Origin of the sequence: Cochleicola gelatinilyticus (assembly GCF_001637325.1) — a bacterium.
GTDB classification, from domain to species: Bacteria; Bacteroidota; Bacteroidia; order Flavobacteriales; family Flavobacteriaceae; genus Cochleicola; species Cochleicola gelatinilyticus.
In genome coordinates, this window is sequence record NZ_LRXL01000026.1 from 843109 (window position 1) to 859284 (window position 16176).

General features: G+C 36.5%; 13 protein-coding genes. 4 read left to right on the top strand and 9 right to left on the bottom strand.

Going from position 1 to position 16176, the window contains the following annotated elements; all coding sequences use genetic code 11:
- Nucleotides 1–20 precede the first annotated feature (20 nt).
- Entirely contained in the window at nt 21–464 is a 444-nt protein-coding gene (locus ULVI_RS05840; RefSeq protein WP_068590650.1) for a GNAT family N-acetyltransferase, read from the top strand.
- On the opposite strand, the gene ULVI_RS05845 is transcribed toward ULVI_RS05840, so the two are convergent.
- The 8 genes from ULVI_RS05845 to ULVI_RS05880 all read right to left on the bottom strand — a co-directional run bounded on the left by ULVI_RS05845 (nt 454) and on the right by ULVI_RS05880 (nt 9361).
- Nucleotides 454–825 (bottom strand): hypothetical protein, encoded by a 372-nt coding sequence (locus ULVI_RS05845; protein WP_068590652.1) that lies wholly within the window; start codon nt 823–825, stop codon nt 454–456. The genes ULVI_RS05840 and ULVI_RS05845 overlap by 11 nt on opposite strands.
- Before the next feature lie 70 nt (nt 826–895).
- Entirely contained in the window at nt 896–1720 is an 825-nt protein-coding gene (locus ULVI_RS05850) for a sterol desaturase family protein (protein ID WP_068590654.1), read from the bottom strand.
- 5 nt (nt 1721–1725) lie between these two features.
- Nucleotides 1726–3348, bottom strand: a complete 1623-nt coding sequence (locus ULVI_RS05855; protein ID WP_068590656.1) for a S41 family peptidase — start codon at nt 3346–3348, stop codon at nt 1726–1728.
- Between the two features lie 156 nt (nt 3349–3504).
- Nucleotides 3505–4350: a DUF4349 domain-containing protein gene (locus tag ULVI_RS05860; RefSeq protein ID WP_068590659.1), complete on the bottom strand. Its 846-nt coding sequence runs from the start codon at nt 4348–4350 to the stop codon at nt 3505–3507.
- Nucleotides 4337–4702 (bottom strand): ribonuclease P protein component, encoded by a 366-nt coding sequence (gene rnpA, locus ULVI_RS05865; RefSeq protein ID WP_068590661.1) that lies wholly within the window; start codon nt 4700–4702, stop codon nt 4337–4339. Before rnpA ends, ULVI_RS05860 begins: the two co-directional genes overlap by 14 nt.
- Nucleotides 4703–4776: 74 nt before the next feature.
- Nucleotides 4777–6615: a M1 family metallopeptidase gene (locus tag ULVI_RS05870; protein ID WP_068590663.1), complete on the bottom strand. Its 1839-nt coding sequence runs from the start codon at nt 6613–6615 to the stop codon at nt 4777–4779.
- Nucleotides 6616–6774: 159 nt separating this feature from the next.
- On the bottom strand, nt 6775–8445 hold the full coding sequence (locus tag ULVI_RS05875; protein WP_082830790.1) for a S8 family peptidase: 1671 nt from the start codon (nt 8443–8445) through the stop codon (nt 6775–6777).
- Nucleotides 8446–8455: 10 nt separating this feature from the next.
- On the bottom strand, nt 8456–9361 hold the full coding sequence (locus ULVI_RS05880) for an MBL fold metallo-hydrolase (protein ID WP_068590666.1): 906 nt from the start codon (nt 9359–9361) through the stop codon (nt 8456–8458).
- A 127-nt stretch (nt 9362–9488) separates the two neighbouring features.
- Between ULVI_RS05880 and ULVI_RS05885 the strand changes: the two genes are divergently transcribed.
- Both ULVI_RS05885 and ULVI_RS05890 read left to right on the top strand, forming a co-directional pair.
- Entirely contained in the window at nt 9489–11354 is a 1866-nt protein-coding gene (locus ULVI_RS05885) for a cation:proton antiporter (RefSeq protein WP_068590668.1), read from the top strand.
- 49 nt (nt 11355–11403) lie between these two features.
- Entirely contained in the window at nt 11404–11640 is a 237-nt protein-coding gene (locus ULVI_RS05890; protein ID WP_068590670.1) for a hypothetical protein, read from the top strand.
- A gap of 43 nt (nt 11641–11683) precedes the next feature.
- Here ULVI_RS05890 and lepA read toward each other — a convergent pair whose 3' ends face one another.
- Entirely contained in the window at nt 11684–13480 is a 1797-nt protein-coding gene (gene lepA, locus ULVI_RS05895; RefSeq protein ID WP_068590671.1) for a translation elongation factor 4, read from the bottom strand.
- 242 nt (nt 13481–13722) lie between these two features.
- Here lepA and ULVI_RS05900 point away from each other — a divergent pair, with 242 nt between their 5' ends.
- Nucleotides 13723–16128, top strand: coding sequence for an outer membrane beta-barrel family protein (locus ULVI_RS05900; protein WP_068590673.1), 2406 nt, complete (start codon nt 13723–13725; stop codon nt 16126–16128).
- Nucleotides 16129–16176 lie beyond the last annotated feature (48 nt).

Below are 16176 nucleotides of genomic sequence, written 5' to 3' on the forward strand. Positions count from 1 at the left end.
AACCTATTTGAAACCGTTTTATGGATGCTATTACTGTTAAAACATTTGAAGAGTTAACTATTTATGAATTGCACGATCTTCTTCAGTTACGAAGTGAAATTTTTGTTGTAGAACAAGATTGTGTATATCAAGATATCGATGGAAAGGACCACAAAGCACTTCATATTATTGGTTATAAAAACAAAAAAATAGTCGCCTATACACGCTGTTTTCCTCCAGGAATTTATTTTTCGGAAGCTGCAATAGGAAGGGTTGTCGTTGATGCCTCTCAACGTAAGTTTGGTTATGGTCATGAAATAATGAAAGCCTCAAAAGAGGCGATAAAAAATAGGTTTAAGACTGAAGCAATAAAGCTATCAGCTCAAACCTATCTTATAAAATTTTATGAAGTTCATGGCTTTACAACCACGGGTACAGAATACCTTGAAGATGGTATACCGCACATTGCAATGATCACAACTTAATTAAGTTTTTTTCTAAATTAAGATCTTCCAACATTTCATTGGTAAATTTATAATGACCCCGACGAGTAATTATTCTAAAACGTTCGTTGCGCATACGAGTAAGCACATCTAAAAAACGCCATTTCGATTTTAATAAATTGGGTTTCTCGCTTTTTAAACTAATTTCAAAATAGTGACGAATTCCAGCTCTTTCCGCAACAATATCGGGGGTTATAGAAATATCACTCCCTTTTTTCTTATACGATTTAGGAGTGTCATACCCCTCAATATCGGCCTTAATATTTTCGAATCCTTTGTTCTCTAAATAACTAACCGATTCTTTAATTGTCTCTGTGCTTTCCTGTTTGTCTATCTGTACCATAACCAATATAATACTATTAATTTGGTAATTATTGCGTTAAAGGATTGTTAATTAGTTAAAAGTAAGCTGTTTATGCTTTAGTTTTTGAATGTATCGTTTTGTTAAATGGCATCCCAATTTGTGTACGTAGGCTTGTGTCGTTTGTATGATCTGCAATATCAACCCCATATTTAATCTGTCTAACATCTTCGTACACGAACGTGCCAAATAAACGATCCCATATAGAAAACATATTACCATAATTAGAGTCGGTCCAAGGCAATTCGAAGTGGTGATGAAATTTATGCATATTGGGTGTTACAATAACGTAGCTAAGAGCTTTATCGAGCGATTTTGGTAAGGAAATATTTGCATGGGTAAAATAAGTAAAAAGCACGCTTAAAATACGGTAGAATAAATAAAAAGCAATTGGCATGCCCATGATAACTACCGCAATTAAAGCAAATGTTTCACGTATTATAAAATCGATCGGGTGATGTCGCGTACCAGTAGTGGCATCTACATGTTTATCGCTGTGATGTACCAAATGTAATCGCCACATCCATGTTACTTTGTGCAATAGATAATGAACACCATACTGTGCTATAAAATCCAAGACAAGTAAAGACAAGAGCAACTCAACCCAAATGGGGGCGTCAAATAAATGAAGAAGCCCGAACTGTGATTCGTTTAACCAAACAAATACTCCGATCGTTACAATTCCGAAGAAGGCATTTATAATCATAACAAAAAGTAAAAGAATGAGGTTCACTTTCGCATGCTTCCATTTTTTATAAGGTGTTACTATAAGACTGTAATATCCTTCTAAGATCCAAAATAGGGCTAAAACAAAAAATACCCATCCGGCTTTCATCCAGATAGGCATAGTTTCAAAAAAACGCAGAAAACTCTCCATTTTAATTATTTCAGAATCTTCGCATATTTACTTTCATTTTTTAATACGTCTACACCCGCTAAGATCTCAGGATTGTGCTGGGTTTGGTATTCGTACATCCCATCTCGATAAAAATATCGCTTTAAAATCTCATCACTTAACAACGATACGATTTCAGCCTTTTTAGCTTCCACCGCTTTATCCTTTGCGGTATCTATGGCTTGCATAAGATTGGTGTAACTTGCGGCAATCTCTTTGCTTAGATCATCATCTTCGGCTCTACGAAGAGCTTCCGCAAATTCTTTTTCAGTTTCGGTTTCATATTCGAAATTATTATCCTTCAGAAAACGTAAAAAATCCTGAAAATCGGAATCTTTAAACTTAAAATCATTCCAATTTTCCATCGAATTGCTGTAATAGTATTTAGTTGCATAATCAAAGATCACGTTGTCCTTTAATAGTGCTGTAGTTATGGGACTAAATACAGCTGTTTCTACTTCGATATCTGGTAAAATTCCACCTCCGTCAAAAACGCTTCTACCTCCTTTGGTCTTAAACTCATTATACTCTTTAGCATCCACCCGAATAGGATCTCCATTTTCATCCCGATTCCAGTAATCTAAGGCTTGAATACAACGTCCACTTGGGGTGTAATAACGAGAAATTGTAACTTTTAACTGTGTGCCATACGTTAATTTTTTAGGGCGCTGTACGAGTCCTTTTCCAAAGCTTCGGGCACCCACTACCACACCTCTATCTAGGTCTTGAATACTTCCCGAAACAATTTCACTTGCCGAAGCACTTCTACCATTAACCAATACAACTAAAGGAATTTCCGTGTCTATGGGTTCTTTATTGGTTTTATAGACTTTATTGTATTTTTCAATCACCGATTTAGTTGTAGTAATTACCTCTCCTTTTGGTACAAAAAGATTTACGATACTAATTGCTTCATTTAAAAGTCCTCCAGGGTTTCCACGAAGGTCTAAAATAAGCTTGGTAGCTCCCTGAGATTTTAAATCTTCTAGTGCCGCTTTGGTTTCTACGGTAGTTTTGCGATTAAATTTTGTGAGAACAATGTACCCAATATTATCGTCTAATAGTTTATAGAAAGGAACCGCATGCACATCGACAGCACCTCGTGTAATAGTTGCAGTGTTGGTTTTTCCTTGTCGGTTATACGTTACTTCAACAGTAGAGCCTGCAGCACCTTTTAATAATTCTCCTGCATCATCATCAAAATCGGAAATTTTAATGGTTCCAATCTTTGTTATTTCATCACCCGCTTTTAATCCGGCTTTATCTGCGGGAAAATCTTTAAAGGGCTCCATGATGATAAGTTTGTCTTCTTTTACACGAACTGTAGAGCCAATCCCGGTATACGTCCCCGAATTATTAATTCGCGCGTCTTCTACCTGTTGTTCGTTCCAATAGACAGTATACGGATCTAAATCGGCGAGCATTCCCTTTACAGCTTTGTCCATAAGCGTAGCGGGTGTTACCTCGTCGACATAATTCATGTTAAGTTCTTTATACAGCGTGGTAAAAATTTCGATCTGTTTAGCGATCTCAAAAAAATCGCTTTTAAAACTAACAGTAGTAAAGAAGATTCCAATGGCTAGTATGGGCAGTATTATTTTCTTTTTCATAAAGGGTAATATTTATTCTGAAAGTATTCCGAAGATACCAATTTTAGTATAATTCTTTTAAAACAAACGCAAAAATACAAACAGTGGTATGTGTTTCATTACATTACTGAAGCAACTATTACAAGAGTAAAATCTATTACTCTATTAACGTAGGTGCTAGTTGTTGGGCTTTTTATTTTTTCGTTTCCGAAGTACTATAATGCGTACAAATAACAGCACCAGTACAGCAAGAACAAATAGGGGCCACAAATAAATGATGCCCAAAAAGAACACCGATACGCCATCCCAACCTCCTTGCAACGCATTTTTTATTTTTTGTCCGTACGATTGAGTGATACCTGTTTCAGCCGTAATTTTATAAAATTCAATATGTACGGTACTCATGCTTACCCTGCTTTGAAGATATTTTAATCTACCTTGCTTTGCTTCGATCTCTTCACGAATCTTAGAAAGCTCCCGTTCGATCTCAAGCATTTCTTTTACATTTTTTGCTTGACTTAATAATTCTAAGTATCGTTTTTCAAGTTCTCGTTTCGCTTTCAGTCGAGCTTCCAGATCCACAAACTCTTCGGTAACATCTTGTCTTGAAATATCTTGAAGGTCGAAGTAAGCAACTCCTTCAGAAACACCGTTTATAAACGACTGAAAATTTTCAGTAGGGACTCGCAACGTAATATTTTGCGTAATTCGGTTGTAGCCCTTGCCTGAATTATCATTTTGAATAATTGCTTTGTGTTGTTCAGCAAGCTGAATAATTCGGTTATAGGTTGCTACTACTTCCTGTGTTTCGAACGAAAGTCGTGCGGTTTTAATAATTTTTTGCTCACTTATTTCTGAAGATTCATTAGAGATCGTTTCTTCAACCATTTCTACAGAAGGAGAAAGTTCATCTGCAGCGTCTTTGTAAACAATTTCTGCCGTTTCTGAAGCATAAGGTGGCGGGGATCCTCCTTGTGAGCACGCAAGTACAAATCCAAATAAGAATAGACTAATTGTTTTCATCTTGAAGATTTTTAAGAAGTGTTTTTACTGATTTTTCAAGGGTATTATAATTAGGCATATCGCTCCCAATGTATAAAAATAACAACGCAAATTTCTTGCCGTTATTGGTTAAAACCTCTTGTTTTTGAATACGATACGCTTCCCGAATTTGTCGTTTAATACGATTTCTAGTAACGGCGAGTTTAAATTTTCGTTTTGGAACTGCAAAGGCTACCTGTGTAATATCAGCATTTTCAGGTACTACATATAGCATTCGTAACGGATACTTTTTAAAAGATTTTCCTTCAGAAAAAAGTGTCTCGATCGTTTTTCGGCTTTTTAGTCTTTCGCTTTTTGGAAATTTAAAACTCATGCGATAAAGATATAAAAAGACCCCGTAGCATGCAGTGCCTCGGGGTCTTAATCAAAAAAAGGATTTTATAGAATTTATTCTTCTATTCCGTAGGTATTATTTGCTGGCTCTACATCTGCCATGCGATCACTAGCATCGATCTTCATAGTTTTTACTTTCTTACCGCTAGGAATCGTGAAATCGTAAGTAGGGTATGCCCATGCCCAATCTTTTAAAACTGTTCGTTTCATATCTGGATACGGATTTGTTTTTTCGCCGCGCATCATTTGTAATGGAATGTAAAATGCTTCTTGTGTACCATCTTCATACGTTACATACAGGTCTATAGGCATTGGCATTAAACCAATTCGCTCTAAGGTCACTTTAGTTTCGGCTCCGCTCGTTTCCACGTTCTTAATACCGTAGTCTATTGTATTGGTGGTCTGTGTCCAGTCCATTAAATACCAATCTAACTCTACTCCCGAAACCTTTTCGGCAACCCGAATAAAATCATTAGGTGTTGGGTGTTTAAATGCCCATTCGTCAAAATATCGTTTAAGTGTTTTCTGAAGGTTTTCTTTCCCAATTACATATTCCAATTGTGCTAAAAACACATTTCCTTTGCTGTAGGCTGTTATTCCGTATGCACGGTTGCTGTTGTAGCGATCTGCATGCGTGGATTGAGGTTGTTCCTTTCCGCTTTTTGCTAAAAAAGTATACCCGCGATATGATCCAGAGTGTGGATTCGGATTTTTTGAATCCATAATCACATTCATCGCTTCATTCGATATGTAGCTGGTAAAGCCTTCGTCCATCCATTCATGTTTGCCTTCATTGGTGGCTAGTAAAAACTGAAACCAGGTATGAGCTAATTCATGTGCCGTTACCCCTACCAGGCTTTCGAATTTTCGCTCTCCAGTAATTAAGGTACTCATTGCATATTCCATTCCACCGTCTCCACCTTGTATCACAGAATATTGATCGTAGGGATATTCCCCGATGTTTTCATTAAAATATTCAAGTAATTCAGCCGTTTTTGGTTGAAGGTTTTTCCAGTTTTCAAGGATTTCCGGATTGTTTTTATAAAAGAAATGAAGCGTTACTCCATTCGCACCTTCATAAGTATCGTGAATATAATCGGTATCTGCAGCCCAAGTAAAATCGTGAACATTAGGAGCTTTAAAATGCCAAGTATATTTTCCGTTTTTTGGCTTCATAGGTTTGTGCCCAGCGGGAGCATATCCTTTACCAATTTCCCCTTCATTTTGAAGGTAGCCTGTGCCACCAATAGTGTAATCAGCATCCATCGTGATTTTTACATCGAAATCTCCCCAAACGCCATGAAATTCACGAGCAATGTAAGGATCGGCATGCCATCCTTGAAAATCGTATTCGGCTAATTTAGGATACCATTGCGTCATCGAATAAGCAACTCCTTCTGCATTATCCCGACCACTACGGCGTATTTGAACAGGTACTTGTGCATCCCAATTCATATTAAAGGTAGTGCTTTGTCCTGGAAGTATTGGTGAGTTAAGCGATACTTCTAAAACAGTACCTACCACGTTATAGGTAAGTTCTTTTCCATCTTGAGTTAGCATTGTTGGTTTAATATATCCTATTTCATTTGGCTTCAGTTTAGAAATTCGATCTGCAACGCGTCCATCTGCATCTTCAATAGTTAGTGAACGAACATCCATTTCACTTCCCGGCTGAAAGGCGTTAAAATAAAGGTGATAGAACACTTTTTTGAGTGTGTCTGGAGAGTTGTTTGTATAAACTAATTCTTGTTTTCCTTTGTATTGATGCGCTTTAGCATCCATGTCGATTTCCATTTTGTAATCAACTTTTTGCTGCCAGTACGATGTGTTGTTCTGAGCTATGGAAACTGCTACAAGACACAAGGTAAGAATGCTTCCGAAGAAATATTTCATATTGTTTTATATTTAATTAAACTCTTATTTAGGATTGAATTTCAATCTTAAAAGTAACTACTTGATATTATAACTAAACCTGTCGAATTCTACAAATATGAAATTTCGACAGGTTTTGTATTGGTTTTTTAAATGAATGATGCAATAACAAATATCATTTTAGTTTGTCATTTTAGACGCCATAATAAATGCGTTGTACATGTTTACCATCTTCCCTGAAGTAGAAATGTTGGTAAATGAATTTTGGTTAGATGGGTCTCCACCTAGAACTACAGAAGTTTTTGTTGGTAATCCGCTATCCATTAACAGTTGTTTTACTTGCTTTGCAGAAAGTGTTGGATAATAGGAGCGAATCATGGCTGCTACCCCTGCAACTTCTGGAGAAGCCATCGATGTACCCTGAAGGTATTGGTATTCATTTAAAGGTGTCGTTGACCAAATTTTTACACCTGGAGCAAAAACATCCACATTCGACTTTCCGAAATTAGAAAAGGTAGCAACCAGTTCACCACCATACTTAAAATTTAAAGCCCCCACGGTTAAGAAGGTTTCAGAAATTTCGGTATTTATCCCTTCTTGATCGTTTGGATATACTTGTACTCCATCAAGGTCGAAGCCTTCATTTCCAGCAGCATTAACAATAAGCACATCTTTGTCTGCGGCATATTTTATTGCATCCCAAACCCATTCTGGATGTGGAGAATAATATTTTCCGAAACTTGTATTTATTACTTTAGCTCCATTGTCTACAGCATATCGAATTGCATTTGCAATATCTTTATCGTATTCGTCGCCATCTGGTACGGCACGAACCACCATGATCTCAACATTTTTTGCGACTCCATTCATTCCAATACCATTGTCTCTTTCGGCAGCGATAATTCCCGCTACATGTGTACCGTGCATGGCGTCCTCTTTTTTAGGATCTGGACCATCTACATCATTATTTCCATAAGCTTTTCCGTCCATCATATCAGGATTATCTCCTAAAACGCCTCTAAAATCGGTTTCCATATCGAAATGGCTTTTTAATCGACCGTCGAAATAATGCACTCCATCTTCTAATTGATTAATAACTTCGGGTACCGAATCTCCGAAACTTAACATTTGTTTAAGCCCAGCAATTTGCCCTTGTTGTTCCACGGTAGGGTTTTGTATGGCGTCTAAGTCTTTACTTGTGTAGTCTTCTTTACCGAGTTTTTTAGAAATGGCTTCATGTGCTGGCTTCACATTTGCTAAAATTCCTTGATAGCGAGTTAAATTTCCGTTTAATTCTTGGAATTCTTTTTCGTATTCAGCTTTTGCGCGTTGGTAAATCGCAAATTCTTCACGGTCTGCGGCACTAATAGAAGTTTCTGTTTTTCCTTCGTACTTAGACCCTAATTTTCTCATGTATCGCACATATTCCATGTTTTCTGCAACAATGTCTCCAAGAAAATTCCATCCGTGAATATCATCAATATATCCATTGTTATCATCGTCTTTTCCGTTTCCAGGGATCTCATCTTGGTTCGTCCAAATCACATTTTTTAGATCTTCATGCTCAATATCGATTCCACTATCGATCACAGCAACGATTACTTTTTCTCCTTTTCTGTTCTTAATGAGTTCGCTATACGTTTTGTCAACGCTCATCCCAGGAATCGTATCGGCTACGAGATCTTTTGCCGGCCATTGCTTTGTTTCGGCATCCGAGAGCGGAGCAATTTTTAACGGGATGGTGTCTATGTTTTCAATAGGAGTTGAAAGAATGGGTGCAGAAGTGCTTCCACAACCCGATAAAAATGCTGCAGCTGCTACAGCAAAAAGAGAGGTTTTAATACTTGTCATGTTCATGGGTTTAATTAAAAAGTTCGTTCCAGGTAAAGCGTTCGTTAAGCCGAACTCCTTTCTCTGTATGTTTTACGGTTATAATTGGATTATGAGCATCATGCTCTAAAAATAAATAGTAGTCTTCATCGGCGGCTACATTTAAAAATTTTTCCTTTTCAGGCAATGTTAATAGAGGACGTGTATCGTACCCCATAACAAAAGGAAGTGGTAAATGACCAACCGTTGGTAAGAGATCTGCCATAAAAGCGATTTTTTTACCTTGATATTCTAATAGCGGAATCATTTGTTTATCGGTATGTCCATCTGCAAAGAAAATGCCGAAATCTAATGGTGATTCTTTTAGCCAGTCCTTTTTTTCTTGGTTTGCTTCAGAAGGAGTTGCACTTGTTAAAGACAATTCGGGTTGGCTTACAAATTTAAGTTGTCCACTTTTTTCCATAGGTAAAATGTTTTCCTTCAGAAAAGAAGCTTTTTCTCTTTTATTGGGTTGTGTAGCCCATTGCCAATGTGCTTTATTACTCCAAAAGGAAGCATTTTTAAAAGCAGGCTCATAACCTGTTCGGTCTTTGTTCCATTGTATACTTCCGCCACAATGATCGAAATGAAGGTGTGTCATAAAAACATCGGTAACATCATCACGATGAAATCCATGAGCTTTTAAGCTTTTATCGATAGAGTCGTCACCCCATTGAAAATAATAACCAAAAAATTTATCACTTTGTTTGTCACCCATACCGGTGTCTACAAGTGTTAAACGATCACCGTTCTCAATGAGTAAACAGCGCGCCGCTATGTCTATCATATTATTAGAATCGGCAGGGTTTGTTCTGGCCCATAAAGATTTAGGGACAACCCCAAACATAGCACCACCATCTAACTTAAAATTACCAGACTCTATAGGATATAATTTCATATCGCTGCAAATTACTAAAAGCGTTACATACTGTTGACGACGGTCTTAATTAATTATACTATTTTTAACAAAAAGTTAGCGTTTAAGAAGTTCGAAAAGAACGTATTTTACCAAAAAACCAATCAACATGCTGGAACTAGCAGGAATTATTGTACTCGGAATATTAGCGCAATGGGTTGCGTGGAAATTTAAAATTCCGGCTATATTACCTCTTATATTAATCGGTCTTTTTGTGGGACCTATATCTACGTTACTGTCTGAGGACGGTTCTCAATGGATTCAACCTATCTGGAATGGTGAAAAAGGCCTATTTCCAGGGGAAAGTTTATTTTATTTCGTTTCACTCGCTATTGGAATTATTCTTTTTGAAGGAGGACTTACTTTGCGTAGGGGAGAGATTTCGAAGGTAGGATCGGTAATAGGTAAACTAATTAGTTTAGGGTCTACCATTACATTTTTAGGTGCTGGAGTTGCCGCGCATTATGTGTTCGGTCTAGACTGGCGAATCTCATTCTTATTTGCTGCACTAATAATAGTTACGGGGCCTACCGTTATCACTCCGATATTACGAAACATCCCGCTAAAGAAAGATGTATCCGCAGTTCTAAAATGGGAAGGAATACTAATTGATCCAATTGGAGCATTAGTGGCAGTATTGGTCTTCGAATTTATTAGTGTGGAAGGAGATGCCGGATATACCAAACAAGCATTAATAGAATTTGGTAAAATTATTCTTATTGGTTTTTCCTTCGGAATCACCGCCGGATACGCACTTTATATTTCCATCAAGAAAAAATTTATTCCCCACTATTTATTAAATGTTGTATCGTTATCGATTGTGCTATTAATCTTTGTATTAAGCGATCAGTTTGCACATGAATCTGGTCTGTTAGCTGTTGTGGTCATGGGGATGTTTTTAGGAAACAGCGATCTGCCTAACTTAAAAGAGTTACTGTATTTTAAAGAATCGTTAAGTGTATTATTAATCTCGATTCTGTTCATTTTACTTTCAGCGAATATTAGCATTGAAGACCTTCTACTAGTGTATAACTGGAAAACCGCAATCTTATTTGCAATTATCATATTTGTACTACGTCCGCTGGGAGTGTTTGCGAGTACCGTAGGATCTTCACTACAAACGAACGAAAAGATTTTTATTAGCTGGGTTGGTCCTCGAGGTATTGTAGCAGCAGGTATTGCCTCACTTTTTGGAACAAAACTTGTAAACGAAGGGGTTCCAGGAGCTGAGTATATTACACCTTTAGTATTTGGTGTTGTACTTATTACCGTATTATTAAATGCAACAACTGCTCGAATGGTTGCGTCTGCAGTTGGAGTGTTTTTAAAAGAATCTGAAGGGGTAATGATTGTTGGAGCTTCAAAGGTATCGCGCCTTATAGGATCGTATCTTCAGAAGAATGACCGACATGTAGTTCTAGTAGATTCCAACCGATTAAATATTAACAAAGCCAAAGAGCTAGGATTGGATGCAATTAATGCCAATATCTATGCAGATGATCTTACCGATAATATCGAATTAAATGATGTCGGATTTTTAATCGCTATGACAGGAAATGATGAAATAAATCGGCAAGCCATTAATCGCTTCGGAAACGTATTTGGTGAAAATGGAACTTTTAGATTAATAACCTCTCAAGAGCTACGAACAAATACCCATAGTGATTCTGAAGAAATACTCTCTCATACTCATGACTACAATCGCATTACAGAAGTAGCAAATAACTTTCCTTCAATTCAGGAAATTCCCGTAGATTCTCAAGCTCAGTTCTTAAAACTTTTAAGTATTATTGAAGAAGATGCGAATGCATTAGCCATCTTTCTGAAGGATCCAAATGGAAAACTTCAATTACTTGCAGCAACCGATAAGATGGAAGTAAGTGAAGGTTCTAATTTAGTGTATTTAGGAAAGCCAATGGATTTCGAAGACGTATTAAATGCCACTAAAGATGAGGACAAAAAGGAAGCATCTTAGAAAATAATATACAATTCGTTGCGTTTTTAGAAAACCAAATAAAGTCGTTATGTTTAAAAGAATTGGGTTTATTATAAGTGTTTTGGGTTGTATAACACTCGCTTCCTGCGGTAGTGATGACAGCCGGTCTTGTACTACGTGTACCTCGGACCAATCTCCTACGGCTTTCGAAGTATGTCAAGAAAGTAGTGGAAATGCATCAGTAAATGGTGAGAATACAGGAACACCTTACGATGCTTATATTTCAGGACTTCAAGATGCTGGAGCGACATGCGGAGGTTCTTAAAGAAATAGATATAAAAAAAGGTTCCTACAACAGGAACCTTTTTTTAGTCATTTAGTTTTAGAACTGCCATAAATGCTTCTTGTGGAATTTCAACATTCCCTACTTGTCGCATTCGTTTCTTTCCTTTCTTCTGCTTTTCTAATAACTTCCTTTTCCGTGAAATATCTCCACCATAACATTTAGCGGTTACATCTTTCCGAAGTGCTTTTACGGTTTCTCTCGAAATAATTTTTGCCCCGATTGCGGCCTGTATTGGAATATCAAACTGTTGTCTTGGAATTAATTGGCGCAATTTTTCGCACATTTTCTTTCCAATATCATAGGCATTGTCTTTATGAAGTAGTGCAGACAGCGCATCTACAATATTTGCATTTAATAAAACATCCACTTTCACGAGTTGGGATGTTTTCATTCCGATAGGAGAATAATCGAAAGACGCATAACCTTTTGAAACTGTTTTTAAACGGTCGTAGAAATCGAATACGATCTCTGCTAAAGGCATGTCGAACGTTAATTCAACCCGTTCAGTAGTTAAGTACGTTTGATTTGTAATAACCCCGCGTTTTTCGATACATAAAGACATCACATTTCCGACAAAATCTGATTTTGTAATGATTGTTGCTTTAATATATGGTTCTTCCACACGATTTAGTGAGGATGGCTCTGGAAGATCGGAAGGGTTATTTACTAATATGGGAGTGTCGGGATCACGATGGGTATATGCTAAATACGATACGTTAGGTACGGTAGTAATAACCGTCATATCGAACTCACGTTCTAGTCGCTCTTGAATGATCTCTAAATGAAGCATTCCTAGAAAACCACAACGAAAACCAAAACCTAGTGCAGCGGAGCTTTCGGGTTGGAATACTAAAGAAGCATCGTTTAATTGAAGCTTTTCCATAGAGTTTCGAAGCTCTTCATAATCTTCGGTATCTACTGGGTAAATTCCTGCAAAAACCATTGGTTTTACATCTTCAAACCCTTCAATCATATTTGTTGTAGGCGATTTAGCATCGGTAATCGTATCCCCCACTTTTACTTCTTTCGCTTCTTTGATACCAGTAATTAAATACCCAACATCACCTGCTTTTATACTTTTTCGAGGAACCTGCTTTAATTTTAAAGTACCTACTTCATCTGCAAAATAAGTATTTCCAGTGGCCATAAATTTAATTTGCTGGCCTTTGGTGATCTCTCCATTTAGAACCCGAAAATAAGTTTCCACACCACGGAAAGGGTTGTATACAGAATCGAAAATTAGTGCTTGCAACGATTCGTCTGTATTTCCTTTTGGAGCAGGAACACGCTCTATAATTGCTTTTAAAATTTCTTCAATTCCTAGACCTGTTTTGGCGCTGGCAGGAATTACTTCCTCTGGTTTACACCCTAGTAGATCGACAATATCATCGGTAACTTCTTCGGGATTAGCAGAAGGAAGATCAACCTTATTTAACACTGGAATGATTTCTAAATCGTTTTCAAGAGCTAAGTATAGGTTTGAAATAGTTTGTGCTTGAATACTTTGTGCTGCATCAACGATTAATAATGCCCCTTCACAGGCAGCAATAGATCGGGAAACTTCGTAAGAAAAATCTACGTGACCTGGTGTATCGATTAAATTTAAAATATAATCTTCACCCTCATAATGGTAATCCATTTGAATGGCGTGACTTTTTATAGTAATACCACGTTCCCGTTCTAGATCCATGCTGTCTAATAGCTGTTCCTGTTTTTCTCGGGAAGTTACCGATCCAGTAGCATCGAGCAATCTATCTGCTAGTGTACTTTTACCGTGATCGATGTGTGCAATAATGCAAAAATTTCTTATATTCTTCATAATCAAATATCCGGGGTATCATTAAGCTGCAAATATAACTTAAAAAGTGTGCTTTAGCACTATAGGGGTGAATTCCACTAAAAAATCGCTTATTATTCTTTCAGTTTAAGAAAATTATAACATCTTTGTGTTAGTATTAGTTCAAAACCAACCTTTCAACTCCCCTCTTGGCTTAATACATTAAAGAAAATTAGCAAACCAACTAGGCTGCTTAGCAGTCCTTTTAATCCCTGTAATTGGATATGAAAAAACTCATACTCCTTCTTATTATAGCACCTACCTTTTTCGTTTTTTCTCAAAACGGAACTATTGTCGGACACGTCTTCGATATAGAAAACCAACCGCTATCGTATGTCAATGTGTTACTTTTTGAGGAGGAAGCTTTAGAAGCATTTAAAGGTGTAACAACAGAAGAAGATGGTAGTTTCAAGCTAACGGAACTTGAAGATAAAACTTACCGTATCTCTTTCAGTTATATTGGATTTACAACTAAAGATCAATTAATCACATTAGTTTCCGAAGAAAATATTGGAAATATACTATTGGAAGAAAACACAGAATCGCTTGGCGAAACTATAATTACTGCTAAAAAACCAACGATAAAAAGAACAGCATCTAAGCTTATTTTTAATGTAGAAAACACCTCTCTATCTACAGGAAGCACATTCGATTTGTTAAAAAAGACACCAGGAGTTGTGGTCGTTGGCAATGATATAAAAGTAAAATCTATAATTCCAGAAATTTATATTAATGACAAGCGAGTTTATCTAAGCACAGCAGAAACCATTGCCCTTCTTGAAAATACAGATGCTGCAAATATTAAATCTGTTGAGGTTATTACAAACCCATCAGCGAAATATGATGGAGCTGCGGGAGCTGTATTAAATATTAATACTTCTAAAGCAATTTCTATTGGCTATAAAGGAGCAGTAAATGGTTCCTACAAACAAGGTGTATATCCTAAGTATCAATTAGGAACTTCTCATTTTTATAAAAACAATTGGTTAGATTTTTACGGGAGTTATAGTTTTAATACCCGAAAAAACCTTAAAGAGGATATAAACTATACACGTTTTATTGACCCTAATGGAAGCACGAATTCTTTTTGGAATACAGATTTTAACAAAATTACACGTACAAACGCACATCAAGGAAACCTAATTGCTGATTTTACTATTAACGAGAAAGAAACAATTAGTCTTGCTACAACATTTTCGGTGAACCCGAATGAAACATTTAAGAATAATGGTTTTACAGATATTAAAAATATAGAACGTGTAACAGACAGCACTTTTTCTACACGAAGTGATTTAGCAACAGACACTCATACACTTTCTATAACTGGAGATTACAAAATTGTTTTAGATAAAGAGAGTTCTAGCCTTACGCTTTCCGCAAACTATACAGATTTTAATAATGAACGACTTCAGAATGTAATGACTAATTACAATGATCCTGTCGGAAATTTACTTCGTCGAAATAGTTTTTCAACAAATGCAGATCAAAGCACCAATATTTTTACTGGACAGGGAGATGTTACATACCCATTTTGGAAAGGAAGTTTAGAAGGAGGACTAAAGTATAGCTTTATAAATAGTAATAGTAAGTTAGATTTTTTTGATACGGATATGGGGGTAGAGTTTAACGCAGCCCTATCCGACGATTTTAACTATCGTGAAAAGGTGTATGCTGAATACATACAGACCGAACAAACTTTCGGTGCTTTTAGCATAAATGCTGGGTTACGCGGCGAGTATACAGATGTTGAAGGTATTTCTAGAGTGTTGGGAGAAACAAACACAGACGATTACTTTAAGCTTTTTCCACGAATTTCTGGGCAGTATGAATTTTCCGAAAAACACAGTGCAGGGTTCGCTTATACAAAAAGCATTTCAAGGCCAGGTTACCAAAACCTAAACCCTTTTAAATATTTTATAAACGAGAATAACTTTAATGAAGGAAATCCTAGCTTAGTTCCGGCAATTACAGAAAGAATAGCACTTAATTATTCTTATAATAATGTGTGGACTTTCGAATTATATTATAAAACAACAGATAACTCATTGAGTGCCTTAACTTTCCAAGATAATATAAACCGAACACTTAGAAATAGCGAAGCTAATCTTTTACAAGATTTCGAATACAGTTTAGACCTGCAATACACGCCTTCAAATTTACCCTCTTGGTTATATCTTTATGTAATTCTTTCTGGGTTTTATATGGAGAATGAATTTTTAGCTGTAGAAAGTGAACCAAGAACGTACACCAACCACACTCCTGGGTTTTATGGATATGTGTACTCTAATTTCACCCTTTCGAAAGACAGAACTTGGACCGTTGATCTTTCGTCAAATTATATTTCTAATATAATTTATGGATCTTCTTTTTATAAGAACAGCTTTTTCTTGAATTTATCTGCTCGAAAATCTTTATGGAATAAAGCAGCCAACATCACTGTTGGGGTAGACGATATATTTAATACCTCATTTAATTTTCCCGTAGTTTCAAATTATTACAATCAAGACAACTTTTATATTGCTCAATCTGAAACTAGATTATTTACTATTGGATTTACATACAACTTCGGAAACTTTAGAATTCGCGACAATAATAAGAATCTAAACACAGACGAAAAAGACAGGCTATAATGAGCAGACAGCCGGCTGCCTTTGTACGATAATACCTAAAATTTTTTT